This is a genomic window from Pseudomonas sp. FSO-7, from assembly GCF_059579345.1.
Genome location: NZ_CM184193.1, coordinates 1,842,518 through 1,866,663 on the forward strand (window position 1 = coordinate 1,842,518; position 24,146 = coordinate 1,866,663).

Genomic DNA, 24,146 nt, shown 5'->3' on the forward strand with positions numbered 1-24,146 from the left:
TTATGTCTGCCAAGAGTGATGAAGCACCCAGCGACCTGATCCGCGCCCGGGACGTCGGCGGTTTCGACGTCTGGTCGCTGCCCAGCTTCGATCCCCACGTGCCCGAGCCTGAGCCGGAGCCGATGGAAGAGCTGCCGGAACCGGAGGAAGTGCCGCTGGAAGAAGTCCAGCCACTGACCCTCGAGGAAGTCGAGAGCATTCGCCAGGAAGCCTATAACGAAGGCTTCGCCGTGGGTGAAAAGGAAGGCTTCCATAGCACCACACTCAAGGTTCGCCAGGAAGCCGATGTGGCGCTGACGGCCAAGCTCCGGGCGTTGGAGTCGCTGATGCTCAACCTGTTCGACCCCATTGCCGAGCAGGACACCCAGATCGAGAAAGCCCTGGTGGGGCTGGTGCAACACATCGCCAAACAAGTGATCCAGCGCGAACTGGCCATCGATTCGAGCCAGATCGAACACGTCATGCGTGAAGCGCTCAAGTTGTTGCCGTTGGGCGTGGGTAACGTGCGGCTGTACATCAATCCCCAGGACTTCGAATTGGTCAAGGCCCTGCGCGAGCGCCATGAAGAAACCTGGCGCATCGTCGAAGACGCGGCGCTGCTGCCGGGCGGTTGCCGTGTGGAAACCGAACACAGCCGCATCGACGCCACCGTTGAAACCCGTATCAGCCAGATCATGGCCAAGCTGTTCGACCAACTGCACGAGCAGGCCCTGCACCCGGCCGCCGCCGACCTGACTCTGGAGTTGCCGGACGATCCCCGGGTCGGTGCTGAGGCCGCGCCGGTCGATGTGGAGGTGGAGGTGCCTGAATTGGACGCTTCTGTACTGGATGCTTCTGCGTTGGACAGCCGCGATGCGCCTTGAGCGAACCAGCTTCGGCAAGCGCCTGGGCAGCTACGCCGAGGCCAGTGAGCTGGCCGGCCAACCGATCCTGGAAGGCCGCCTGCTGCGCATGGTCGGCCTGACCCTCGAAGCCGAGGGCCTGCGTGCCGCCATGGGCAGCCGCTGCATGGTGATCAACGACGACAGCTACCACCCGGTGCAGGTCGAAGCCGAAGTCATGGGCTTCTCCGGCAGCAAGGTCTTCTTGATGCCGGTGGGCAGCGTCGCCGGTATCGCGCCCGGCGCGCGCGTGGTGCCCCTGGCCGACAACGGTCGCCTGCCCATGGGCATGAGCATGCTCGGGCGTGTGCTGGACGGGGCCGGACGGGCTCTGGACGGCAAGGGCGGCATGAAGGCCGAAGACTGGGTGCCGATGGACGGTCCGACGATCAACCCCCTCAAGCGTGACCCCATCAGTGTGCCGCTGGACGTGGGCATCCGTTGCATCAACGGTTTATTGACGGTCGGCCGCGGCCAACGCCTGGGCCTGTTTGCCGGTACCGGGGTAGGTAAGAGTGTGCTGTTGGGCATGATGACCCGCTTCACCGAGGCCGATATCATCGTGGTGGGGCTGATCGGTGAACGAGGCCGTGAGGTCAAGGAGTTCATCGAGCACATCCTCGGCGAGGAAGGGCTCAAGCGCTCGGTGGTGGTGGCTTCGCCTGCGGACGATGCGCCGCTGATGCGGCTGCGGGCCGCCATGTATTGCACGCGCATCGCCGAATACTTCCGCGACAAGGGCAAGAATGTCCTGCTGTTGATGGACTCGCTGACCCGTTTCGCCCAGGCCCAGCGGGAAATCGCCCTGGCCATCGGCGAACCACCGGCCACCAAGGGTTATCCGCCTTCGGTCTTCGCCAAGCTGCCGAAGCTGGTGGAGCGCGCCGGCAATGCGGAAAAAGGTGGTGGCTCGATCACCGCTTTCTATACCGTGCTGTCCGAAGGTGACGACCAGCAAGACCCCATCGCCGACTCGGCTCGGGGGGTACTCGACGGCCACATCGTGCTGTCCAGGCGCCTGGCTGAAGAAGGGCATTACCCGGCCATCGACATCGAGGCTTCCATCAGCCGAGTCATGCCGTCGGTGATCAGTGCCGAACACATGAAGCGGGCCCAGCAGTTCAAGCAATATTGGTCGCGCTACCAGCAAAGCCGTGACCTGATCAGCGTCGGTGCCTATGTGCCCGGCGGTGACCGCGAGACCGACACCGCCATCAGTCTTTACCCGGCCATGGCCGTCTACCTGCGCCAAAGCTTGAACGACAACATCGGCATGGGCGCCAGCGAGGCGCACTTGCAGACTATTTTCGCCCCGGTCTCCGGCACGTAACCGGCCATGGCCACGAGTCGTGCGGCGCGCCTGGCACCTGTGGTGGACATGGCGGAAAAGGCCGAGAAGACCGCTGTCCAGCGACTGGCGTATTTCCAGGGGCAAGTGGTCGTCGCCGAGAGCAAGCTGGCGGACCTTGAAAACTTCCGGCTTGAATACCAGGAGCAGTGGATTGCCCGTGGCAGCCACGGAGTCTCCGGGCAATGGTTACTGGGTTACCAGGGGTTCCTGGCACAGCTGGGCACCGCCATCGACCAGCAGCGCCAGAGCCTGGTCTGGCACCAGAACAACTTGGAAAAGGCTCGCCAGAGCTGGCAAGAGGCGTTTGCCCGGGTCGAAGGGTTGCGCAAACTGGTCCAGCGTTATCTCGACGAGGCGCGGCAGCTGGAAGACAAGCGCGAACAGAAACTGCTCGATGAATTGTCCCAGCGCCTGCCGCGGCAGAATCCCTATTGAGGATTTTGTCGGATGATCGAGGCAAAACCTTGCTCAGACCTCTACCTGATGCTACACCTTGTACACGTATGTCCATGACAGGGAAGCTGAACATGTCAGTCGTTACAGAAGTATCCCAAGATGGGAAGAAGTTGACGATTTCGATCGAAGGTCGATTCGATTTCGGGCGACACCAGGAGTTTCGCGAGTCTTACGAGAGGCTCGATAACAAGCCCGAGTTTATTGTGGTGGATTTGAAGAAGGCCACCTATCTCGACAGTTCCGCCTTGGGCATGCTCTTGCTGTTACGTGATCATGCCGGTGGCGACGAGTCGGACATCCGCGTCGTCAACAGCAGCAGCGACGTCAAGAAAATCCTTGCGATCTCCAATTTCGACAAGCTGTTCGACATCAGTTGATCGCCATGCCATCGTCGTCGGAGCCGCTGACGGTCCTGATTGCCGAAGACAGTGCCGCTGATAGACTGCTGTTGTCGACTATTGTCCGCCGCCAAGGTCACCACGTACTCACTGCGGCCAATGGCGCAGAAGCGGTCGACATCTATCTGGAACAGCGTCCGCACCTGGTGCTGATGGACGCGATGATGCCCGTGATGGACGGCTTCGAAGCTGCGCAGCGAATCAAGCAACTGGCTGGGGACCAATTGGTCCCGATCATTTTCCTCACCTCGCTGACTGAGAGCGAAGCCCTGGCCCGGTGCCTGGAGGCTGGCGGCGACGACTTTCTGGCCAAGCCTTATAACCAGGTGATCCTCGCGGCCAAGATCAAGGCCATGGACCGCTTGCGCCGGTTGCAGGCCACGGTGGTGGAGCAGCGCGATCAGATCGCCCGGCACCATGACTACCTGCTCAACGAACAACGGGTCGCCAAGGCTGTGTTCGACAAGATCGCGCACTCCGGTTGCCTGAGTGCGCCGAACATCCGATACCTGCAATCACCCTATGCCTTGTTCAATGGCGACTTGCTGCTGGCTGCCTTCAACCCGGCCGGCGACATGCATATCTTGCTGGGGGATTTCACCGGGCACGGTTTGCCGGCGGCGGTCGGTGCGATGCCACTGGCGGAAGTGTTCTACGGGATGACGGCCAAAGGGTACGGCCTGGCGCAGATCCTGCGGGAGATGAATGCCAAGCTCAAGCGCATCCTGCCGGTGGATATGTTCTGTTGCGCGACGCTGTTGTGCCTGAGCTTCCAGCGTTGCACGGTGGAAATCTGGAATGGCGGCATGCCCGATGGTTACCTGCATGACAGCCTCAGCGGCGAGCGTACGCCATTGCCGGCGCGGCACCTGCCGTTGGGCGTGCTCACGCCGCACTTGTTCGATGACCGTACCGAAGTGCATCCGATGTCTTTGGGGGATCGGGTATTCCTGTTGTCCGATGGCGTAATAGAGACCAGTGACCGCGATGATCAGCCGTTTGGCGTGGAGCGGTTGCAGCAGGTATTTTCGGCCAACCGTGAACCTGACCGTCTTTTTGAGGACATCCAGCAGGCCTTGCGGGATTTTCGCGGTGAGGCCCGTGACGACTTCAGCATGGTCGAGGTGCGCCTGGTCGCACCGACGCAACTCAATCCGCCACCACCGGTCTATTCCGATAGCGGCCAGTCCAGCCCACTGGACTGGTCGGTGAGCTTCGAGTTCCGGGCGCAGACGCTCAAGCGTTTCAACCCGATGCCGTACCTGTTGCAGTTGCTGCTTGAGGTCCATGGACTCAGGGCACAGAGTGGCGCCCTTTACAGTGTCATGTCGGAGCTCTATTCCAATGCCCTGGATCACGGGGTGCTCGGGCTCGACTCGAGCCTCAAGCGTGACGCGGCGGGTTTTGCCCGCTACTACAGCGAGCGCAATACGCGCCTGGATGAACTGAGCGACGGTTACGTGCGGGTGCACTTGCACGTTTCGCCAAGCGGCGAGGGTGGTCGCCTGGCCATCGAGGTCGAAGACAGTGGCGAGGGCTTCGATGTCGCCCGGGTGCTGGCACGGCCCGTGGACAGTGATCGGTTGTCGGGGCGTGGCTTGAGTCTGGTGCGCCAGTTGAGCCACCAGGCCTGTTGGTCAGACGATGGTCGTAATGCGCGCGTGGAGTTTTTCTGGGAGGCTCTGGCATAATTGGCGTCATTCTTGATCAGGGAGCGAACAAGTGAACGAGATTCATCTGGACCGCGACGTGCTCAGCACGTTGAAGGAAGTCATGGAGGAGGGGTATCTGGAGTTGCTGGATACGTTTCTCAACGACTCCGAGGCGCGCCTGCGGGTGCTACATGAAGCGCGGGACGCTGAAAAACTGAGCGCCACCGCCCACAGCTTCAAGGGCAGCAGCAGTAACATGGGCGCCATCCGCCTGGCCGAGTTGTGCGGCGAACTGGAACAGCGTGCCAAGCAGCCGTCCTTGGGCGGTATCGAGAAGCTGGTCAACGAAATCGACAGTGAATTCGCCCATGTCCGCAAGCTTTGCCGGGAAGAGCGCGAAGGGTTCCACTGCTGAGGTTCGACGGTCGGCCAATATTGGCCCGTGCCTTGCATTGCCTAGTCTCGACTGTACCTACGATTCCAGTGCAGCGGAGACTTTTTTATGCCCGTTACCCCCAATTCACTGCTTCAGGCCTCTGTCCAGGCCAAGCCCCAGGTCGCCGTCAATTCACCGGCAGCGGCCCGGGATCTCGGGGATAGAGCCTCCAGCTTCGCTCAAGTCTACGCCAAGCAGGCGCCTGCCAAAACGGCGGCGGCCTCGGAGCCCGTGGTGAAATCGGCGCGCGACCAGGCCGCCGATAACACCGTCAAAAAAGACACCGGCAACGAAATCCCTGCCGCCCCGGAACCGACGGTTGCCGATAGCGGCAAACCCTTGCCCGCGGACAAAGCGACCAGCACCGACGACAAGGCCGCCAGCGATACCAGCGCCGACTCGGCTGAAACGCCCGTGGCGGATGCGGCACCAGCACCGGCACCGGTCGATCCGAGCCTGGCCCCGGGCTTGCTGCCGGACATGACGGTGCCGGTCGCGCAAGCCCCGGCGGAGCCTGCCCCCGCAGTGGTCACGATTGAGGCTCAGGTCGCCACGGCCGTCGCGGCGCCCGTTGTCCCATTGGCCGCGCCGGCCCAACCTGCAGTCCCGGTCGTCGATCCGACCTTCGACCCGGAAGCCGACCCTCTCGACGCATTACCCGCCTTGCGCTTGGCGATGGAGCAGGGCGGTCATGTTTCCGCCGCCAGTCAAGCGCAGCCCAAGAGCGCTGCCCCGGCATCGCTCGACGGTGAGCCGACGTCAGCGCAGACCTTTGCCGCCGGCATGGCGAGCATGCTCAGCGTGCAAGCCGATCAGAACAGTACCGAGTCCGGCAGCCAGGGTGGCGACAAGGCCTTCGGTGGCTTGATCAGCGAGGGTCTCAAGGACTTGGGCGCCGCCTCCAGCGACACCCGTGTGGATGATTTCGCCAACCGCCTGGCCGCACTGACCCAGGCTGCTACACCTAAAACCGCCAACGCGGTGCCGGTCAACCAACCTATCGCGATGAATCAGAGCGGTTGGACCGAAGAGGTGGTCAACCGGGTGATGTACCTGTCCAGCGTCAATCTCAAGGCGGCCGATATCCAATTGCAACCCGCTGAACTCGGGCGCCTGGATATCCGGGTGAACATGGTCCCGGATCAGCAGACCCAGGTCACGTTCATGAGCGCCCACTCCGGTGTTCGCGAGGCCCTCGAAGGCCAGATGCAGCGCCTGCGGGACAGTTTTACCCAGCAGGGCATGGGCCAGGTCGACGTCAGCGTGTCGGATCAATCCCGGGGTTCGCAGAACCAGGAACAGCAAGCCCAGCAGCAGGCCCGCGCTGGACGTGCGACATCCTCCGGCGGGCTGGTGGATTCCGCGGACGAAGCTGTTCCGGCCAGCATCGCTGAAGTGGCCACCAGCACGACCAGCGTCATTGGCACCAGCGCGGTCGACTACTACGCCTGATCAGGCGCTGTAAATCCTGTGGGAGCGGGCTTGCTCGCGAATACGATTTAACATTCAACACTTGTGTTGGCTGTCAGACCGTATTCGCGAGCAAGCCCGCTCCCACATTGATTGGCGTTAGTCCGATCAATCGCTGTCTGTTCCCTCCGACACTTCTGGCATAACACTTGCTCCAGCCTTGCCGTGCAACAGTGAAAACCCCGATTAGTGACGGATTATTGGCATGGCGAAGAGTGAAGCAGCAGCTGTAAAAGACCCTGCAACCAAAGGCAAACTCAAGCTGATCATCATGATCGTGGTGGGTTTGCTCCTGGCGATCGGCGTGTCCGTGGGGGCGACCTGGTATTTCATGCACAGCGCTCAAAGCAAGCCGGCCGTGGCGGTCGAAGCCGCGCCAGTGGGCAAGCAGCCGGCGATTTTCGAACCGATGGCGCCCGCCTTCGTGGCCAACTACACCGTGAACGGTCGTCAACGCTACATGCAGGTCAGCATTACGTTGCAAGGGCGCAACCAGGCTGACCTGGAAGCGCTGCGGGTGCACATGCCGCTGATCCGCAATAACCTGGTGATGCTGTTTTCCGGACAGAGTTTCGACACCCTGGCCACGCCCGTCGGCCAGGAAATGCTGCGCCAGAAAGCCACGGCCAGCGTGCAGGAAGTGGCTCAGAAAGAGCTCGGTAAAGTGGTGATCGAACAGTTGCTCTTCACTAACTTCGTATTGCAGTAGGAACACGACATGGCCGTGCAGGACCTGCTGTCCCAGGATGAAATCGACGCGCTGTTGCATGGTGTCGACGACGGTCTGGTACAGACCGAAAACGTTGCTGAACCGGGCAGCGTCAAAAGCTACGACCTGACCAGCCAGGATCGCATCGTTCGCGGACGCATGCCGACCCTGGAAATGATCAACGAGCGTTTCGCCCGGTACACCCGCATCAGCATGTTCAACATGCTGCGCCGCTCGGCCGACGTGGCCGTCGGTGGTGTGCAGGTGATGAAGTTCGGCGAGTACGTGCATTCGTTGTACGTGCCCACCAGCCTCAACTTGGTGAAGATCAAGCCGTTGCGCGGCACCGCGTTGTTCATCCTCGATGCCAAGCTGGTGTTCAAGCTGGTGGACAACTTTTTCGGTGGCGACGGTCGTCACGCCAAGATCGAGGGTCGTGAATTCACCCCGACCGAGCTGCGGGTGGTGCGCATGGTGCTGGAACAGGCCTTCATCGATTTGAAGGAAGCCTGGCAGGCGATCATGGAAGTGAACTTCGAGTACATCAACTCGGAAGTGAACCCGGCCATGGCCAACATCGTCGGGCCGAGCGAGGCCATCGTGGTCTCGACCTTCCACATCGAACTCGATGGCGGTGGCGGCGACCTGCACGTGACCATGCCGTATTCGATGATCGAGCCGGTACGCGAAATGCTCGACGCCGGTTTCCAGTCGGACCTCGACGACCAGGACGAGCGCTGGATCAACGCCTTGCGCCAGGACGTGCTCGACGTCGATGTGCCGATCGGGGCGACGGTCGCTCGGCGCCAACTGCGTCTGCGGGACATCCTGCACATGCAGCCGGGGGACATCATTCCGGTGGAGATGCCCGACGACATGATCATGCGCGCCAATGGCGTGCCGGCCTTCAAGGTCAAGATGGGCTCTCACAAAGGCAACCTGGCGTTGCAGGTGATCGAGCCGATCGAACGCCGCTGAGCGGTGTCAACTTCTTAAGTTTGTAACGGATTTTAGGTTTTTTACTGATTTTTGCCCGCCGAGGACAAATGATGGCTAACGATATGAATACTCAGGATGACCAGGCGCTGGCCGACGAATGGGCTGCGGCCCTGGAAGAAACCGGCGATGCCGGGCAGGCCGACATCGATGCCTTGCTGGCCGCCGATAGCGGTAATCACGGCTCCAACCGCCTGCCGATGGAAGAATTTGGCAGCGTGCCCAAGAGCAATGAACAGGTCACGCTGGATGGGCCGAACCTGGATGTGATCCTCGATATCCCGGTGTCGATCTCCATGGAAGTGGGCAGCACTGATATCAACATCCGCAACCTGCTGCAGCTCAACCAGGGCTCGGTGATCGAGCTGGACCGCCTGGCCGGCGAGCCGCTCGACGTGCTGGTCAACGGCACCTTGATCGCCCATGGCGAAGTGGTGGTGGTCAACGAGAAGTTCGGCATTCGCCTGACGGACGTGATCAGTCCGAGCGAACGCATCAAGAAGCTGCGCTGAGTGAAAGGTTTCTTCGTCGCAGCCTCGATGCTGCCATTGAGCGTGCTGGCGGCCGAACCGGTTGCCACGGCGGCCGTTGCGCCGGCGGCGGGCAGTGGGATCGCCGGGCAACTGGCGCAACTGGTGCTCGGTTTGCTGCTGGTGCTGGGCTTGATCTTCTTTCTCGCCTGGTTGTTGCGCCGCGTGCAACAGGCAGGGCCGACCGGCAAGGGCCAAGTCATCGACATCGTCGCTTCTCGCGCGCTCGGGCCGCGCGACCGGCTGGTGCTGGTGCAGGTCGGCAACGAGCAGATCCTGTTGGGTCTGAGCCCAGGCACTATCACCGCCTTGCACGTCCTCAAGGAGCCGGTGCACGTGCCCTCCACCGAGCCGGCCAGCCCCGAATTTGCCCAGCGCCTCATGGAACTGCTGGGGAAAGACCAGAAGGATAAAAAGTAATGCCGTTGCGCATTCTGTTGGCATTGGCCCTGATGCTGGCCGCACCGTTGGCGCTCGCCGCCGACCCGCTGTCGATCCCGGCGATCACCCTGGGGACCAACGCTGAAGGGGCCCAGGAATACTCGGTCAGCCTGCAGATCCTGCTGATCATGACTGCGCTGAGTTTCATCCCGGCGTTCGTCATGCTGATGACCAGTTTCACCCGGATCATCATTGTCTTTTCGATCCTGCGCCAGGCCCTGGGCCTGCAACAGACCCCCTCGAACCAGATCCTCACCGGCATGGCGCTGTTCCTGACCATGTTCATCATGGCGCCCGTGTTCGATCGGGTGAACCAGGATGCGCTGCAACCCTACCTGGCAGAAAAAATCACTGCCCAGGATGCCGTGGCCAAGGCTGAAGTGCCGATCAAGGATTTCATGCTGGCCCAGACCCGCAGCAGTGACCTGGAGCTGTTCATGCGCCTGTCCAAGCGCACCGACATCCCCAGTGCCGACCAGGCGCCGCTGACCATCCTGGTGCCGGCGTTCGTGACGTCCGAGCTGAAAACCGCGTTCCAGATCGGTTTCATGATTTTCATCCCGTTCCTGATCATTGACCTGGTGGTCGCCAGCGTGCTGATGGCCATGGGTATGATGATGCTCTCGCCGCTGATCATTTCCCTGCCGTTCAAGATCATGCTGTTTGTGCTGGTGGATGGCTGGGCGTTGATCATCGGTACGCTGGCGGGCAGTTTCGGCGGTGTTTAGGTCTTTTGTGCGGGTAGGACGATATGACGCCTGAAGTAGCGGTAGATCTGTTCCGTGAAGCGCTCTGGCTGACGACCGTGATGGTTGCCATCCTGGTGATCCCCAGTCTGCTGGTGGGGTTGCTGGTGGCGATGTTCCAGGCTGCGACCCAGATCAACGAACAGACCTTGAGCTTCCTGCCGCGCCTTCTGGTCATGCTGGTGACGTTGATCGTCGCCGGTCCCTGGCTGGTGCAAACCTTCATGGAATACATCCTGCAGTTGTACGGCAGTATTCCGCAGTTGATCGGCTGACCCCATGTCGATGCTCGAGCTGACGGACACCCAGATCAGTTCCTGGGTGGCATCGTTCATCCTGCCGCTGTTTCGCGTCACTGCGGTGCTGATGAGCATGCCGGTCTTCGGCACGACACTGGTACCAACCCGGGTGCGCTTGTACCTGGCCCTGGCGATCACGGTCGTCATCGCCCCCGGACTGCCGCCAATGCCGCCGGTCAATGCCCTGGACCTCAGCGCGCTGATGCTGGTGGCCGAGCAGATTCTCATCGGTGCCCTGATGGGGTTCTCGCTGCAGCTGTTCTTCCAGGCATTCGTGGTGGCCGGGCAAATCATTTCGATCCAGATGGGCATGGCCTTCGCGTCCATGGTCGACCCCACCAATGGCGTGACGACCGCAGTGATCGGTCAGTTCCTGACGATGCTGGTGACCCTGTTGTTCCTCGCCATGAATGGGCATTTGGTGGTGTTCGAGGTCTTGACCGAGAGCTTTACCACCATGCCGGTGGGCAATGCGTTCCTGATCAATCATTTCTGGGAAATCGCCGGCAAGCTCGGCTGGGTCCTGGGTGCGGCGATGGTGCTGGTATTACCGGCGATCACCGCGTTGCTGGTGGTCAACATCGCGTTTGGCGTGATGACCCGTGCGGCGCCGCAACTGAATATTTTCTCCATTGGCTTCCCGCTGACCCTCGTGCTGGGCATGGTGATTTTCTGGGTCAGCCTGGGGGATATCCTCAACCAGTATCAGCCGCTGGCCACCCAGGCCTTGCAGCTTTTACGCGACATGGCACAGGCACGCTGAACCATGGCCGAGAGCGAGAGTGGTCAGGACAAGACAGAAGACCCCACGGAAAAGCGCCTGCGTGAATCTCGGGAAAAGGGCGAAATCGCCCGCTCCAAGGAACTCAACACGCTGGCGGTGATGCTGGCCGGGGCGGGCGGGTTGCTGATTTATGGCGGCGGGTTGGCCCTGGACCTGCTGGAGATCATGCGCCTGAATTTCTCCCTGCCCCGTGAGGTGCTGCTTTCTCCTGGGGCCATGTCCCAGTATCTGCTGCACTCGGGCAAGATCGCGATCCTGGCGGTGCAGCCGGTTCTGATCTGCTTGCTGTTGGCCGCCGTGATCGGCCCGATTTCCCTGGGCGGCTGGTTGTTCGCCGCTGGTAGCCTGGCCCCCAAGTTCAGCCGGATGAACCCGGCCGCCGGTCTCAAGCGCATGTTTTCCACCACGGCGCTGATGGAGTTGCTCAAGGCGTTTGGGAAATTCCTGCTGATCCTGTTTGTCGCGCTGACGGTGCTGCAGGCCGATATCGACGACCTGCTGCGCATTGCTCACGAACCGCTGGAGCAAGCGATTATCCACAGCGTGCAGCTGGTGGGCTGGAGTACGTTGTGGATGGCCTGCGGCCTGATCCTGATCGCTGCCATCGATGTGCCGATCCAGCTCTATCAGAGCAAGCAGAAGTTGATGATGACCAAGCAGGAGATACGCGACGAGCATAAGGACCAGGAAGGCAAGCCCGAGGTCAAGCAGCGCATTCGTCAATTGCAGCGCGAGGTCTCCCAGCGACGGATGATGGCGGCGATTCCCGACGCCGATGTGGTCATCACCAACCCGACTCACTACGCCGTCGCCCTCAAGTACGACCCCGAAAAAGGCAACGCGCCCGTGTTGCTGGCCAAGGGCAGTGATTTCCTGGCGCTGAAGATCCGTGAGATCGCCGTGGCCAACGAGGTGATGCTGCTTGAGTCCCCGGCGCTGGCACGATCGATTTACTACTCCACCGAGCTCGATCAGGAAATCCCCGGGGGCCTGTACCTGGCCGTGGCCCAGGTATTGGCCTACGTCTACCAGATCCGTCAGCACCGCGCCGGCAAGGGTAAGCGCCCCGAACCGCTCAAGGACCTGCCGATCCCGCCGGATTTGCGGCGTGACTCCTGAGCCTGGCTGACACACGCCCCGGTGGGAGCGAGCTTGCTCGCGATTGCGTGGGTTCAGTCACCTGCAGGTTCGACTGACAAATCGCTATCGCGAGCAGGCTCGCTCCCACAGGTCAATGTCCCTTCAACCCCTCTATTTCAGCCCTCGACAAAAGTTGGAAGGCTTCTTGCAATACCCCGCCTGCGCCCCCTCCGGGCGTCAAAAGTTTGCTTCACAGGCACGGGGAATATTGGTGGATCGCTCTCAGTTACTCAGCACCGCGCGCAGCAATGTAGCCGACCTCAGCCGGGGCAATCTGGGTGTGCCGATCTTGCTGCTGGTCATGCTCGCCATGATGATGCTGCCGGTACCGCCGTTCCTGCTGGACGTGTTCTTCACGTTCAACATCGCCCTGTCGATCGTCGTGTTGCTGGTGTGCGTCTACGCCCTGCGGCCGCTGGATTTTGCCGTATTTCCGACCATCCTGCTGGTGGCGACGTTGATGCGCCTGGCGCTGAACGTGGCATCGACCCGGGTGGTCATGCTCCACGGCCAGGACGGGCACGCCGCCGCCGGTAAGGTGATCCAGGCCTTCGGTGAGGTGGTGATCGGCGGTAACTACGTGGTCGGTATCGTGGTTTTCGCCATCTTGATGATCATCAACTTCGTCGTGGTGACCAAGGGCGCCGGGCGGATTTCCGAGGTGAGCGCGCGTTTCACCCTCGATGCGATGCCCGGCAAGCAGATGGCGATCGACGCCGACCTCAACGCCGGCCTCATCGACCAGAGCCAGGCCAAGCTGCGTCGCCTGGAAGTGGCCCAGGAAGCCGAGTTCTACGGTTCCATGGACGGTGCCAGCAAATTCGTGCGCGGTGACGCCATCGCCGGCCTGTTGATTCTGTTCATCAACCTGATCGGCGGCATGGCCGTCGGCATCTTCCAACATGGCATGACCTTCGGCGACGCCGGCAAGGTCTACGCCTTGTTGACCATTGGTGACGGTTTGGTGGCGCAATTGCCATCACTGTTGTTATCCACAGCCGCCGCGATCATGGTGACCCGTGCTTCGGGCTCCGAAGACATGGGTAAGCAGATCGGTCGGCAGATGTTCGCCTCGCCCAAGGCCCTGGCCGTTGCCGCCGGCCTGATGGCGGTGATGGGGCTGGTGCCGGGGATGCCGCACTTTTCCTTCCTGAGCATGGCGGCCATGGCCGCCGGTGGTGCCTACTGGTTCTGGAAGAAGCAGAACGTGCAGAAAGTCCAGGCCCTGCAAGAGGTCAAGCGCCAGCAGGAACTGCTGCCGTCGCCGGCCCGCGCCATGGAAACCAAGGAGCTGGGCTGGGATGACGTGACCCCGATCGACATGATCGGCCTGGAAGTCGGCTATCGCCTGATCCCCTTGGTCGATCGCAATCAGGGGGGACAGTTGCTGGCGCGGATCAAGGGGGTACGCAAGAAGCTCTCCCAGGACCTGGGCTTCCTGATGCCCACGGTGCATATCCGCGACAACCTCGACCTGGCGCCGAGCGCCTATCGCCTGACCTTGATGGGCGTGATCCTGGCCGAAGCCGAGATCTACCCCGACCGCGAGCTGGCGATCAACCCGGGCCAGGTCTACGGCAGCCTCAACGGCATCACCGCCAAGGATCCGGCTTTCGGCCTGGAAGCGGTGTGGATCGAAATCAGCCAGCGGGCCCAGGCCCAGTCCCTCGGTTATACCGTGGTGGACGCCAGTACCGTGGTGGCGACCCACTTGAACCAGATCCTGTACAAGCACTCCAGCGAGCTGATTGGCCACGAAGAAGTCCAGCAACTCCTGCAAGTACTGGCCAAAGGCTCGCCGAAGCTGGCTGAAGAGCTGGTGCCGGGCGTGGTTTCGTTGTCGCAGTTGCTCAAGGTGCTGCAGGCGCTGCTGGCCGAACAAGTGCCCGTGCGCGACATACGCAGTATCGCCGAGGCCATCGCCAACAACGCTTCCAAGAGTCAAGATACCGCCGCCTTGGTGGCTGCGGTTCGGGTCGGCGTGTCCCGTGCAATCGTCCAAAGCATTGTAGGCACTGAGTCTGAGCTGCCTGTGATCACCTTGGAGCCAAGGTTGGAACAGATATTGCTCAATAGTCTGCAGAAGGCAGGACAAGGCTCGGAAGAGGGTGTTCTGCTGGAGCCAAGCATGGCCGAGAAGCTGCAGCGTTCGTTGATCGAAGCAGCCCAGCGGCAAGAGATGCAAGGCCAACCGGTGATCCTGCTGGTGGCCGGTCCGATTCGCGCGATGCTCTCGCGATTCGGGCGCCTCGCGGTCCCGGGGCTGCATGTGCTGGCGTACCAGGAAATACCGGACAACAAGCAAGTGACCATCGTTGCGACAGTAGGGCCCAACGGCTGAGGTAGTGGTTTATGCAAGTGAAGCGTTTTTTCGCCGCCGACATGCGTCAGGCCATGAAACTGGTTCGTGACGAGCTGGGCGCTGAAGCAGCCATCATTGGCAACCGTCGTATCGCCGGCGGTGTCGAGCTGACGGCGGCCCTGGATTACAAACTGTCTGCGCTGGCCCCACGGGTTCCGAACATGGAACTCGAAGATGAGCTGCGCAAGACCCAATCGCGCATCGCCAGCGCCCAGGCCGAACTGAGCCTGCGCAGCAGCGAAGGCGAGGGTGCCGCAGGCACCAATCGTCAATTGTTCGCCGGTCAGCCGCTGACCGCCGGCCTGCCGTTGACCGCTGCCGAGCCGCTGATCGAGCAGGCCAAGGCCGAACCACGTCGTCCGGAGCCGGCACCCGCCGCGCCTGCCCGCGGAGTCGACCCGCGCACCCTGGACTCGATGCGCTTCGAACTCAACAGCCTGCGCGAGCTGATGGAAGTCCAACTCGGCTCCCTGGCCTGGAACCAGTTGCAAGGCAGCCGTCCGGCCCAGGCCAACCTGTGGCGTCGCCTGCAACGCATCGGCTTGTCCGGCCCGTTGTCCCGGGACCTGCTGGCGCTGATCAATGGTATCGAAGAGCCGCGCCAGGCCTGGCGCATGTTGCTGGCGCACCTGGCGCGGATGATCGCCACGCCGGAAGTCGAGCCACTGGAAGAGGGCGGGGTGATTGCCATGGTCGGCCCTGCCGGCATGGGCAAGACCACCACCCTGGCCAAGCTCGCCGCCCGTTATGTGCTCAAGTACGGCGCCCAGAGCATCGCCCTGGTGAGCATGGACAGTTTCCGCATCGGTGCCCAGGAACAACTCAAGACCCTGGGCCGGATCCTCAATGTGTCGGTGACCCATGTGGATCCGGGCCAATCCCTGGCCCAGGCGCTGGAACCGCTGCTGCGCAAACGCGTCGTGCTGATCGATACCGCGGGCCTGCAAGCCAGCGATCCGGCCCTGCGCATGCAGCTCGAAAGCCTGGCCGGACGCGGCATCAAGTCAAAAAATTATCTCGTGTTGGCAACCACCAGCCAGAAACAGGTTCTAACCGCCGCGTACCACAGCTACAAACGCTGCGGGCTGGCCGGCTGCATCCTGACTAAGCTGGACGAAACGGCCAGCCTGGGCGAGGTGTTGAGCCTGGCGATCGGTCATGAACTGCCGGTGGCCTACCTGACCGATGGGCCGCGGATCCCGGATGATTTGCATCTGCCGCGCCGTCATCAACTGGTCAGTCGTGCCGTGAGTGTGCAAATGCAGGAAGAACCCAGCGAAGAAGCCATGGCTGACATGTTCGCTGACATCTACCACAGCCCGACCAAACAGGTCGGCTGAGGTAATCATGAATATTTTTTGTACCTACATCGATGGTCTGCCATGCATTGTTCCTTATGCGAACGCGCAGCCAGTAATGTGGCCTCCGTCTAAGAAGACAAGGTAAAGAACGAACATGGGCAGCATGCATCCCGTACAGGTGATCGCGGTGACCGGCGGCAAAGGTGGCGTCGGGAAGACTAACGTGTCAGTGAACTTGTCCCTGGCTCTGGCAGAGCTTGGCCGACGGGTCATGCTGCTGGACGCCGACCTGGGCCTGGCGAACGTCGACGTGCTGCTGGGGCTTACCCCCAAACGCACCCTGGCGGACGTGATCGAAGGCCGTTGCGAACTGCGCGACGTGCTCTTGCAGGGGCCGGGCGGGATTCGCATCGTGCCCGCTGCCTCCGGCACCCAGAGCATGGTTCACCTGACCCCGGCGCAGCATGCGGGCCTGATCCAGGCCTTCAGCGACATCGGCGACAACCTCGATGTGCTGGTGATTGACACTGCCGCCGGCATCGGCGACTCGGTTGTCAGTTTCGTCCGCGCCGCCCAGGAAGTGCTGCTGGTGGTCTGCGACGAACCGACGTCCATCACCGACGCCTACGCCCTGATCAAACTGCTGAACCGCGACTATGGCATGAACCGCTTCCGCGTCCTGGCCAACATGGCCCAGAGCCCGCAGGAAGGACGCAACCTGTTCGCCAAGTTGACCAAGGTCACCGATCGCTTCCTGGACGTCGCCCTGCAATACGTCGGCGCCGTGCCGTACGACGAAAGCGTACGCAAGGCCGTCCAGAAGCAACGTGCCGTTTATGAAGCTTTTCCACGTTCCAAGTGCGCGCTGGCGTTCAAGGCGATCGCCCAGAAGGTCGATACCTGGCCCCTGCCGGCCAACCCCCGCGGGCATCTGGAATTTTTCGTCGAGCGTCTTGTGCAACAAACAGCAGGGCCCGTGCTATGACAGCCAGCGGTTACAACCATCTCTACAAAAAATCGGCACGGGACGCCCAATACGAACTGATCGAGCGTTACGCGCCATTGGTCAAGCGTATCGCCTACCACTTGCTGGCGCGGTTGCCGGCCAGTGTCCAGGTCGAGGACTTGATCCAGGCCGGCATGATCGGCCTGCTTGAAGTGTCGAACAAATACGACGCCAGCAAAGGCGCCAGTTTCGAGACCTATGCCGGTATTCGCATTCGCGGGGCGATGCTCGATGAAGTCCGCAAGGGCGATTGGGCGCCGCGTTCGGTGCACCGCAATACCCGTATGGTCAGTGACGCGATTCGCGCAATTGAAGCGAAAACCGGGCGTGACGCTAAAGATCACGAAGTTGCGGCCGAACTCCAGTTGAGTCTCGACGATTATTACGGGATTTTGAACGATACCTTGGGCAGCCGCCTGTTCAGTTTCGACGACCTGTTGCAGGACGGCGAACACGAAGGGCTGCACGAGGATAACGCGAGTGCTCACATGGAGCCGTCGCGTGACCTGGAAGATGAGCGTTTCCAGAGCGCGCTGGCGGAGGCGATTGCCAATTTGCCGGAGCGTGAGCGGCTGGTCTTGGCGCTGTACTACGACGAAGAGCTGAACCTCAAGGAAATCGGTGAGGTCCTGGGGGTCAGTGAATCGCGGGTCAGCCAGTTACACAGCCAGTGCGCGGCCCGTTTGCGGGGGCGTTTGGGGGAGTGGCGAGCGCGTTGACAGGCAGTGTGGGGACACTGCGACGAGGCTGGCCTGGCAGGTACTGCGCCAGTCTCCATCCGTTGTGCTCCAGACCGTTGTCGAGTGTTGTGCCGGATTGATTGAAATGGCGCGTCCAGGTGCTGGGCGCGTTTAAGACTGCTTGGAGGTCGAATTGGACAAGAACATGAAAATCCTCATCGTTGATGACTTCTCAACGATGCGGCGGATCATTAAAAACCTGTTGCGTGACCTTGGGTTCACCAACACGGCCGAAGCAGATGACGGGACCACTGCGCTCCCGATGTTGCACAGTGGCAACTTCGATTTTCTGGTTACCGACTGGAACATGCCGGGCATGACCGGTATCGACCTGCTGCGCCAGGTGCGTGCCGACGAAAAACTCAAGCACCTTCCGGTGCTGATGGTCACTGCCGAAGCCAAGCGCGAGCAGATCATCGAAGCGGCCCAGGCCGGTGTAAACGGCTATGTGGTCAAACCCTTCACGGCCCAGGCGTTGAAAGAGAAGATCGAAAAAATCTTCGAACGCATCGGTTAACGGCGCCACGGGGGAGCTATGGACAACGAATCTTCAATGGGCGATTTCGAATCGACCCTGAAAAAACATGCCCGCGAACTGGTCGACAGCCTTGAAAAAGGTCGTTTTGGCGATGCGGTTCAAATGATCCATGAGCTCAACCAGACCCGTGACCGCGGTCTGTATCAGGAAGTGGGCAAGCTCACGCGTGAACTGCACAGCGCGATTGTCAATTTCCAGATCGACCCGCACATGCCGCAGGCCGAGGAAGTCTCCCAGATCACCGACGCCACCGAGCGCCTGGGGTATGTGGTCAAGCTGACCGAAGCCGCGGCCAACCGCACCATGGACCTGGTGGAGAGCGCGACGCCGCTGGTCAACGGCCTGAGCGAAGAGGCTCAGGCCTTGAGCACCGACTGGGGCCGGTTCATGCGTCGCGAAGTCGGTGCTGAAGAGTTTCGGGAGCTGGCCCGTCGGGTCGACGGTTTCCTGGCGCGCAGCAGCACCGAGAACCGCGCCGTGGCAAGCAACCTCAACGACATTCTGCTGGCCCAGGACTATCAAGACCTGACCGGCCAGGTGATCAAGCGTGTGACCCAGTTGGTCACCGAAGTGGAAAGCAACCTGCTCAAACTGGTGTTGATGGCCAGCCAGGTCGACCGCTTTGCAGGCATCGAACACGACCGTGAAGCGATGCTTGCTGAAAAAGATCCACAAAAACATCTCTCTCAGGGTGAAGGTCCGCAAATTCATGCCGATAAAAGAGAAGACGTTATGTCCGGTCAGGACGATGTGGACGATTTGCTGTCCAGCCTTGGATTCTGAGTTTTAGCCCTGTTTTAGGAGCAGCCATTAATGAGCTTCGGCGCCGATGAAGAGATCCTTCAGGATTTCCTGGTTGAGGCCGGCGAGATTCTAGAGCAACTGTCCGAACAGCTGGTCGAGCTGGAAAGCCGACCAGATGATGCGGATCTGCTCAATGCAATTTTTCGCGGTTTCCACACTGTAAAAGGAGGCGCCGGCTTCCTCCAGCTCAACGAGCTGGTGGAGTGCTGTCACATTGCCGAGAACGTGTTCGACATCCTGCGCAAGGGTGAGCGTCGCGTTGATTCGGAACTGATGGACGTGGTGCTCGAAGCGCTGGATGCGGTCAACAGCATGTTCAGCGAGGTGCGCGAGCGTTCGCCGATCACCGCTGCCACTCCTGAGTTGCTCGCCGCGCTGGCACGCCTGGCCGAGCCGCAATCGGCTGACGAAGCGGCGCCGGTTGCCGAAGCGGTGGTTGAAGAGCCGGTCGTCGAAGAATCGGGCGACATCACCGATAACGAATTCGAACAGCTGCTGGACTCCCTGAATACCGTCAAGGCCCAGGCCGAAGCGCCAGCCGCTCAGGTTGCACCTGCTGCGCAAGCCGCCGGGGCTGCCAGCGATGAAATCACCGATGCCGAGTTCGAGTCGCTGCTCGACCAGCTTCACGGCAAGGGCCAGTTCGCGCCGGATGCGGTCGTCCCGCCGACGGCCCCGGCCGCCCCGAAAGCGGCGGGCGACAGCTCCGACATCACCGACGACGAATTCGAAGCGTTGCTCGACCAGTTGCATGGCAAGGGCACCTTTGCCGTTGACGCACTGGATTCGGCCATCGCTTCGGCACCGACCCCGGCCAAGCCTGCCGCCGCTGCCGCTGGCAGCGACCTGATCAGCGACCACGAATTCGAATCCCTGCTCGATGAGCTGCACGGCAAGGGCAAGTTCAGCGAAGTCGGTACAGCTGCCGCTGCGCCTGCTGCCACCACCGTTGCGCCAGCGGCCAAGGCTGCGCCAAAACCCGCTGCCAAGGCACCGGAACCCAAGGCCGAGCCCGCCAAGCCTGCCGCTGCTGCCCCGGCAGCCGCCCGAGCTCCGGCGGCTGCGCCAGCGGAAAAACCGGCCAGCGAAGCCGAGACCACCGTTCGGGTCGACACCGCACGCCTGGACGAGATCATGAACATGGTCGGCGAACTGGTGCTGGTGCGTAACCGTCTGGTGCGCCTGGGGCTCAACAGCCAGGACGAAGCCATGTCCAAGGCCGTGTCGAACCTCGACGTGGTCACGGCCGATTTGCAGACCGCGGTCATGAAGACCCGGATGCAGCCGATCAAGAAAGTCTTCGGGCGCTTCCCGCGCCTGGTTCGCGACCTGGCTCGCCAGCTCAAGAAAGAAATCAACCTGGAACTGGTGGGCGAAGAGACCGACCTCGACAAGAACCTTGTCGAGGCCCTGGCCGACCCGCTGGTCCACTTGGTGCGCAACGCGGTCGACCACGGCATCGAGTCGCCGGAAGAGCGCGAAGCCTCGGGCAAGGTCCGCAGCGGCAAGGTGATCCTGGCCGCCGAGCAGGAGGGCGACCACATCCTGTTGTCGATCTCCGACGACGGCAAAGGCATGGACCCGAACGTGCTGCGTTCCATCGCGGTGAAACGTGGTGTGATGGACAAGGATGCCGCCGACCGCCTGAGCGACACCGAGTGCTACAACCTGATCTTCGCCCCGGGTTTCTCCACCAAGACCGAGATTTCCGACGTGTCCGGCCGTGGCGTGGGCATGGACGTGGTGAAAACCAAGATTTCCCAGCTCAACGGTTCGATCAACATCTACTCGACCAAGGGCCAGGGTTCGAAGATCGTCATCAAGGTCCCGCTGACCCTGGCGATCATGCCGACCCTGATGGTGATGCTGGGCAACCAGGCCTTCGCCTTCCCGCTGGTCAACGTCAACGAGATTTTCCACCTCGACCTGTCGCGCACCAACGTGGTGGACGGCCAGGAAGTGGTGATCGTACGGGACAAGGCATTGCCGCTGTTCTACCTCAAGCGCTGGCTGGTCAGCTCCGCGGCTCATGTGGAGCAGGGCGAAGGCCATGTGGTGATCCTTTCGGTGGGCACCCAGCGGATCGGCTTCGTCGTCGACCAGTTGGTGGGCCAGGAAGAAGTGGTCATCAAGCCGTTGGGCAAGATGCTCCAAGGCACCCCGGGCATGTCCGGCGCCACCATCACCGGCGACGGCCGCATCGCGTTGATTCTCGATGTGCCAAGCATGCTCAAGCGTTACGCCGCCCGGCGTATTTGATTCTGGAGGGGGGCGGCCCAGCGCCGCGCCTCGTCTAACGGAGTGTTTATGGTAGTTAAAGTCCTGGTGGTGGACGATTCGGGGTTTTTCCGTCGCCGCGTCTCGGAAATTCTTTCGGCGGACACGAGTATTCAGGTCGTCGGTACCGCGACTAATGGCAAAGAGGCGATCGATCAGGCCCTGGCACTCAAGCCGGACGTGATTACCATGGACTATGAGATGCCGATGATGGACGGCATCACGGCCGTGCGGCATATCATGCAGCGCTGCCCGACCCCGGTCTTGATGTTCTCGTCCCTGACCCACGAAGGCGCCCGGGTGACCCTCGATGCGCTGGACGCCGGGGCGGTGGATTTCCTGCCGAAGAATTTCGAAGACATTTCGCGCAACCCCGACAAGGTCCGGCAGTTGCTGTGCGAAAAGGTCCACAGCATTTCCCGCAGCAATCGCCGTGTCGGTGCCTACAGCACACCGGCGCCAGCCCCGGTTGCGGCCCCAAGCCCGGCGCCAGCGCCGACGTCGACGGCATCGAGCAGCTTCAATGCGGCCCCGGTACGCAGCGCCCCGGCGCCTGCGCCGACGCGTTCGGCACCTGCCAGTCCATCGTCGCCGGCCCCCAAGCGCAAAGCCTACAAGCTGGTGGCGATCGGTACGTCCACGGGCGGCCCGGTGGCGCTGCAACGGGTTCTGACCCAGTTGCCGGCCAACTTCCCGGCTCCCATCGTGCTGATCCAGCACATGCCCGCGGCGTTCACCAAGGCGTTTGCCGAGCGTCTGGACAAGCTGTGCAACATCAACGTCAAGGAAGCCGAGGATGGCGACATCCTGCGTCCGGGCCTGGCGTTGCTGGCGCCGGGTGGCAAGCAGATGATGATCGACGGCCGCGGCGCGGTGAAAATCCTGCCGGGCGACGAGCGCCTGAACTACAAGCCTTGTGTGGACATTACCTTCGGTTCCGCAGCCAAGTCCTACGGTGACAAAGTTCTGGCGGTGGTGCTCACCGGCATGGGCGCCGACGGCCGCGAAGGCGCACGGCTGCTCAAGCAGGGCGGCAGTGCGATCTGGGCCCAGGATGAAGCCAGTTGTGTGATCTATGGCATGCCGATGGCCATCGTCAAAGCCGATCTTGCCGACGCGGTGTACGGATTGGACGACATCGGTAGACACCTGGTCGAGGCCTGCCTGTAATGGATGTGCTCAGCCTGATCGGCATCATTATGGCGTTCGTCGCCATCATTGGCGGCAATTATCTGGAAGGCGGTCATCTGGGCGCGCTGGCCAACGGCCCGGCGGCGTTGATCGTGATCGGTGGCACCGTCGGCGCGGCGCTGCTGCAGTCGCCCATGAGCGCTTTCAAGCGGGCCATGCAGGTGCTGATCTGGATTCTGTTCCCGCCCCGTGTCGACCTGGCCGGTGGTATCGACCGGGTGGTGAACTGGAGCCTGACCGCTCGCAAGGAAGGCCTGCTGGGCCTGGAAGGGGTGGCCGATGCCGAACCCGACAGCTACTCACGCAAAGGCCTGCAATTGCTGGTGGACGGCGCCGAGCCGGAAGCCATCCGCAGCATCCTGGAAGTGGATTTCTATACCCAGGAAAGCCGCGACATCGAAGCGGCCAAAGTCTTCGAAAGCATGGGCGGCTACGCGCCGACCATCGGCATCATCGGTGCGGTGATGGGTCTGATCCATGTGATGGGCAACCTGGCCGATCCATCGCAGCTGGGCAGCGGTATCGCCGTGGCGTTCGTCGCCACGATCTATGGCGTGGCGAGTGCCAACCTGGTGCTGCTGCCCATCGCGGCCAAGCTCAAATCCATCGCGTTGCGCCAGTCGCGCTATCGCGAAATGCTGCTGGAAGGGATCCTGTCGATCGCCGAAGGCGAAAACCCGCGCTCCATTGAGCTGAAGCTCCAGGGCTTCATGGACTGATGGGGGGTATGGAGCATGGCACGTCGCAGGCATCGTGAAGAACACGTCAACCATGAACGCTGGCTGGTTTCCTATGCCGACTTCATCACGCTGCTGTTCGCTTTTTTCGTGGTCATGTATTCGATTTCGTCGGTCAACGAAGGCAAGTACAAAGTCATTTCCGAGGCGTTGATCGGGGTCTTCACCGATTCCGACCGGGCCCTCAAGCCGATCCCTATCGGCGAGGAGCGGCCCAAGACCACTACGCCGGCCAAACCCTTGGTCAAGGACAGCGAGCAGGTCGACGCCGGTATCGCCGGCAGTAGCGATCCGTTGAAAAGCATCGCCGACGACATCAGCGCGGCGTTCGGTGACCTGATCAGCTCCAACCAGATGACCGTGCGTGGCAACGAGTTGTGGGTCGAGATCGAACTCAATTCCAGCTTGTTGTTCGGCAGCGGCGACGCCATGCCCAGCGACATGGCGTTCAACATCATCGATAAGGTTGCAGCGATCCTCAAGCCCTTCGACAACCCGATCCATGTCGAAGGCTTCACGGACGACCAGCCGATCCGTACCGCGCAGTACCCGACCAACTGGGAACTGTCTTCGGCCCGTTCGGCGAGCATCGTGCGCATGCTGGCGATGCAGGGTGTGAACCCCGGTCGCCTGGCCTCGGTGGGCTACGGTGAGTTCCAGCCGGTGGCCAACAACGCCACGGCCGAGGGGCGTGCGCGCAACCGGCGGGTGGTGCTGGTGGTGTCGCGTAACCTCGATGTACGTCGTAGCCTGACCGGTACCGGTACGGCCCATGCAACCCCGGATGCGGCATTGAAGCGGGCTGGCACACAAACTGCACCGGCTCCGGTCAAGTCGCCGGGAAGACAGAGTGCCGTCAATTCTCCGTCACCCGCTTTATAACCGAGCTATTTCTCGGTCG

General features: G+C 61.6%; 25 protein-coding genes. All 25 read left to right on the top strand.

Annotated features, from left to right (window positions below; all coding sequences use genetic code 11):
- Nucleotides 1–2 precede the first annotated feature (2 nt).
- The 25 genes from fliH to motD all read left to right on the top strand — a co-directional run bounded on the left by fliH (nt 3) and on the right by motD (nt 24,127).
- A complete protein-coding gene (fliH, locus tag AC515T_RS08095) occupies nt 3–863 on the top strand; it encodes a flagellar assembly protein FliH (protein WP_496532083.1) in 861 nt (286 codons plus the stop codon).
- The gene (fliI, locus tag AC515T_RS08100) at nt 853–2,211 is read left to right on the top strand and encodes a flagellar protein export ATPase FliI (RefSeq protein WP_003199089.1); all 1,359 of its coding nucleotides are present in this window, start codon (nt 853–855) and stop codon (nt 2,209–2,211) included. Before fliH ends, fliI begins: the two co-directional genes overlap by 11 nt.
- Nucleotides 2,212–2,217: 6 nt before the next feature.
- Nucleotides 2,218–2,667 carry a flagellar export protein FliJ gene (gene fliJ, locus AC515T_RS08105; protein WP_496532084.1) on the top strand — a complete coding sequence of 150 codons (450 nt, stop codon included), beginning with the start codon at nt 2,218–2,220 and terminating at the stop codon, nt 2,665–2,667.
- A gap of 92 nt (nt 2,668–2,759) precedes the next feature.
- Nucleotides 2,760–3,065, top strand: coding sequence for an STAS domain-containing protein (locus AC515T_RS08110; RefSeq protein WP_496532085.1), 306 nt, complete (start codon nt 2,760–2,762; stop codon nt 3,063–3,065).
- 5 nt (nt 3,066–3,070) lie between these two features.
- A complete protein-coding gene (locus tag AC515T_RS08115) occupies nt 3,071–4,777 on the top strand; it encodes an ATP-binding SpoIIE family protein phosphatase (protein ID WP_496532086.1) in 1,707 nt (568 codons plus the stop codon).
- 31 nt (nt 4,778–4,808) lie between these two features.
- Nucleotides 4,809–5,153: an Hpt domain-containing protein gene (locus AC515T_RS08120; protein ID WP_003199096.1), complete on the top strand. Its 345-nt coding sequence runs from the start codon at nt 4,809–4,811 to the stop codon at nt 5,151–5,153.
- A gap of 87 nt (nt 5,154–5,240) precedes the next feature.
- Complete coding sequence (locus tag AC515T_RS08125; protein WP_496532087.1) at nt 5,241–6,626, top strand: flagellar hook-length control protein FliK; 1,386 nt, start codon at nt 5,241–5,243, stop codon at nt 6,624–6,626.
- 223 nt (nt 6,627–6,849) lie between these two features.
- The gene (gene fliL / locus AC515T_RS08130) at nt 6,850–7,353 is read left to right on the top strand and encodes a flagellar basal body-associated protein FliL (protein WP_060738644.1); all 504 of its coding nucleotides are present in this window, start codon (nt 6,850–6,852) and stop codon (nt 7,351–7,353) included.
- Between the two features lie 9 nt (nt 7,354–7,362).
- Nucleotides 7,363–8,331, top strand: coding sequence for a flagellar motor switch protein FliM (gene fliM, locus AC515T_RS08135; RefSeq protein ID WP_122569006.1), 969 nt, complete (start codon nt 7,363–7,365; stop codon nt 8,329–8,331).
- A gap of 71 nt (nt 8,332–8,402) precedes the next feature.
- Nucleotides 8,403–8,861, top strand: a complete 459-nt coding sequence (fliN, locus tag AC515T_RS08140) for a flagellar motor switch protein FliN (RefSeq protein WP_053120289.1) — start codon at nt 8,403–8,405, stop codon at nt 8,859–8,861.
- 27 nt (nt 8,862–8,888) lie between these two features.
- Nucleotides 8,889–9,299: a flagellar biosynthetic protein FliO gene (gene fliO / locus AC515T_RS08145; RefSeq protein ID WP_496533091.1), complete on the top strand. Its 411-nt coding sequence runs from the start codon at nt 8,889–8,891 to the stop codon at nt 9,297–9,299.
- Complete coding sequence (gene fliP / locus AC515T_RS08150) at nt 9,299–10,048, top strand: flagellar type III secretion system pore protein FliP (RefSeq protein ID WP_496532088.1); 750 nt, start codon at nt 9,299–9,301, stop codon at nt 10,046–10,048. The genes fliO and fliP overlap by 1 nt, the downstream gene beginning before the upstream one ends.
- Before the next feature lie 23 nt (nt 10,049–10,071).
- Nucleotides 10,072–10,341, top strand: a complete 270-nt coding sequence (fliQ, locus tag AC515T_RS08155; RefSeq protein WP_024618176.1) for a flagellar biosynthesis protein FliQ — start codon at nt 10,072–10,074, stop codon at nt 10,339–10,341.
- 4 nt (nt 10,342–10,345) lie between these two features.
- A complete protein-coding gene (gene fliR, locus AC515T_RS08160; RefSeq protein ID WP_496532089.1) occupies nt 10,346–11,128 on the top strand; it encodes a flagellar biosynthetic protein FliR in 783 nt (260 codons plus the stop codon).
- 3 nt (nt 11,129–11,131) lie between these two features.
- The gene (gene flhB / locus AC515T_RS08165) at nt 11,132–12,268 is read left to right on the top strand and encodes a flagellar biosynthesis protein FlhB (RefSeq protein ID WP_496532090.1); all 1,137 of its coding nucleotides are present in this window, start codon (nt 11,132–11,134) and stop codon (nt 12,266–12,268) included.
- Nucleotides 12,269–12,500: 232 nt separating this feature from the next.
- A complete protein-coding gene (gene flhA / locus AC515T_RS08170) occupies nt 12,501–14,630 on the top strand; it encodes a flagellar biosynthesis protein FlhA (RefSeq protein ID WP_496532091.1) in 2,130 nt (709 codons plus the stop codon).
- A gap of 11 nt (nt 14,631–14,641) precedes the next feature.
- Nucleotides 14,642–15,991, top strand: coding sequence for a flagellar biosynthesis GTPase FlhF (gene flhF, locus AC515T_RS08175; protein WP_496532092.1), 1,350 nt, complete (start codon nt 14,642–14,644; stop codon nt 15,989–15,991).
- A 115-nt stretch (nt 15,992–16,106) separates the two neighbouring features.
- Nucleotides 16,107–16,937 (top strand): flagellar synthesis regulator FleN, encoded by an 831-nt coding sequence (gene fleN, locus AC515T_RS08180; RefSeq protein WP_003184001.1) that lies wholly within the window; start codon nt 16,107–16,109, stop codon nt 16,935–16,937.
- Complete coding sequence (gene fliA, locus AC515T_RS08185; RefSeq protein WP_003199123.1) at nt 16,934–17,677, top strand: RNA polymerase sigma factor FliA; 744 nt, start codon at nt 16,934–16,936, stop codon at nt 17,675–17,677. Before fleN ends, fliA begins: the two co-directional genes overlap by 4 nt.
- Before the next feature lie 166 nt (nt 17,678–17,843).
- Complete coding sequence (locus tag AC515T_RS08190) at nt 17,844–18,215, top strand: chemotaxis response regulator CheY (RefSeq protein WP_003199125.1); 372 nt, start codon at nt 17,844–17,846, stop codon at nt 18,213–18,215.
- 18 nt (nt 18,216–18,233) lie between these two features.
- The gene (locus AC515T_RS08195; protein WP_305470256.1) at nt 18,234–19,019 is read left to right on the top strand and encodes a protein phosphatase CheZ; all 786 of its coding nucleotides are present in this window, start codon (nt 18,234–18,236) and stop codon (nt 19,017–19,019) included.
- Nucleotides 19,020–19,049: 30 nt separating this feature from the next.
- Nucleotides 19,050–21,299, top strand: a complete 2,250-nt coding sequence (locus tag AC515T_RS08200) for a chemotaxis protein CheA (protein ID WP_496532093.1) — start codon at nt 19,050–19,052, stop codon at nt 21,297–21,299.
- Nucleotides 21,300–21,347: 48 nt separating this feature from the next.
- Nucleotides 21,348–22,487 carry a protein-glutamate methylesterase/protein-glutamine glutaminase gene (locus AC515T_RS08205; protein WP_496532094.1) on the top strand — a complete coding sequence of 380 codons (1,140 nt, stop codon included), beginning with the start codon at nt 21,348–21,350 and terminating at the stop codon, nt 22,485–22,487.
- A complete protein-coding gene (locus AC515T_RS08210) occupies nt 22,487–23,227 on the top strand; it encodes a flagellar motor protein (RefSeq protein WP_122568997.1) in 741 nt (246 codons plus the stop codon). Before AC515T_RS08205 ends, AC515T_RS08210 begins: the two co-directional genes overlap by 1 nt.
- 15 nt (nt 23,228–23,242) lie before the next feature.
- On the top strand, nt 23,243–24,127 hold the full coding sequence (motD, locus tag AC515T_RS08215) for a flagellar motor protein MotD (RefSeq protein ID WP_122568996.1): 885 nt from the start codon (nt 23,243–23,245) through the stop codon (nt 24,125–24,127).
- The last annotated feature ends 19 nt before the right edge of the window (nt 24,128–24,146 follow it).

Coding starts and splice junctions, on each gene's coding strand:
- fliH (WP_496532083.1), top strand. CDS start 3: ATGTCTGCCAAGAGTGATGAAGCACCCAGCGACCTGATCCGCGCCCGG.
- fliI (WP_003199089.1), top strand. CDS start 853: ATGCGCCTTGAGCGAACCAGCTTCGGCAAGCGCCTGGGCAGCTACGCC.
- fliJ (WP_496532084.1), top strand. CDS start 2,218: ATGGCCACGAGTCGTGCGGCGCGCCTGGCACCTGTGGTGGACATGGCG.
- AC515T_RS08110 (WP_496532085.1), top strand. CDS start 2,760: ATGTCAGTCGTTACAGAAGTATCCCAAGATGGGAAGAAGTTGACGATT.
- AC515T_RS08115 (WP_496532086.1), top strand. CDS start 3,071: ATGCCATCGTCGTCGGAGCCGCTGACGGTCCTGATTGCCGAAGACAGT.
- AC515T_RS08125 (WP_496532087.1), top strand. CDS start 5,241: ATGCCCGTTACCCCCAATTCACTGCTTCAGGCCTCTGTCCAGGCCAAG.
- fliL (WP_060738644.1), top strand. CDS start 6,850: ATGGCGAAGAGTGAAGCAGCAGCTGTAAAAGACCCTGCAACCAAAGGC.
- fliM (WP_122569006.1), top strand. CDS start 7,363: ATGGCCGTGCAGGACCTGCTGTCCCAGGATGAAATCGACGCGCTGTTG.
- fliN (WP_053120289.1), top strand. CDS start 8,403: ATGGCTAACGATATGAATACTCAGGATGACCAGGCGCTGGCCGACGAA.
- fliO (WP_496533091.1), top strand. CDS start 8,889: ATGCTGCCATTGAGCGTGCTGGCGGCCGAACCGGTTGCCACGGCGGCC.
- fliP (WP_496532088.1), top strand. CDS start 9,299: ATGCCGTTGCGCATTCTGTTGGCATTGGCCCTGATGCTGGCCGCACCG.
- fliQ (WP_024618176.1), top strand. CDS start 10,072: ATGACGCCTGAAGTAGCGGTAGATCTGTTCCGTGAAGCGCTCTGGCTG.
- fliR (WP_496532089.1), top strand. CDS start 10,346: ATGTCGATGCTCGAGCTGACGGACACCCAGATCAGTTCCTGGGTGGCA.
- flhB (WP_496532090.1), top strand. CDS start 11,132: ATGGCCGAGAGCGAGAGTGGTCAGGACAAGACAGAAGACCCCACGGAA.
- flhF (WP_496532092.1), top strand. CDS start 14,642: ATGCAAGTGAAGCGTTTTTTCGCCGCCGACATGCGTCAGGCCATGAAA.
- fleN (WP_003184001.1), top strand. CDS start 16,107: ATGGGCAGCATGCATCCCGTACAGGTGATCGCGGTGACCGGCGGCAAA.
- fliA (WP_003199123.1), top strand. CDS start 16,934: ATGACAGCCAGCGGTTACAACCATCTCTACAAAAAATCGGCACGGGAC.
- AC515T_RS08190 (WP_003199125.1), top strand. CDS start 17,844: ATGAAAATCCTCATCGTTGATGACTTCTCAACGATGCGGCGGATCATT.
- AC515T_RS08195 (WP_305470256.1), top strand. CDS start 18,234: ATGGACAACGAATCTTCAATGGGCGATTTCGAATCGACCCTGAAAAAA.
- AC515T_RS08200 (WP_496532093.1), top strand. CDS start 19,050: ATGAGCTTCGGCGCCGATGAAGAGATCCTTCAGGATTTCCTGGTTGAG.
- AC515T_RS08205 (WP_496532094.1), top strand. CDS start 21,348: ATGGTAGTTAAAGTCCTGGTGGTGGACGATTCGGGGTTTTTCCGTCGC.
- AC515T_RS08210 (WP_122568997.1), top strand. CDS start 22,487: ATGGATGTGCTCAGCCTGATCGGCATCATTATGGCGTTCGTCGCCATC.
- motD (WP_122568996.1), top strand. CDS start 23,243: ATGGCACGTCGCAGGCATCGTGAAGAACACGTCAACCATGAACGCTGG.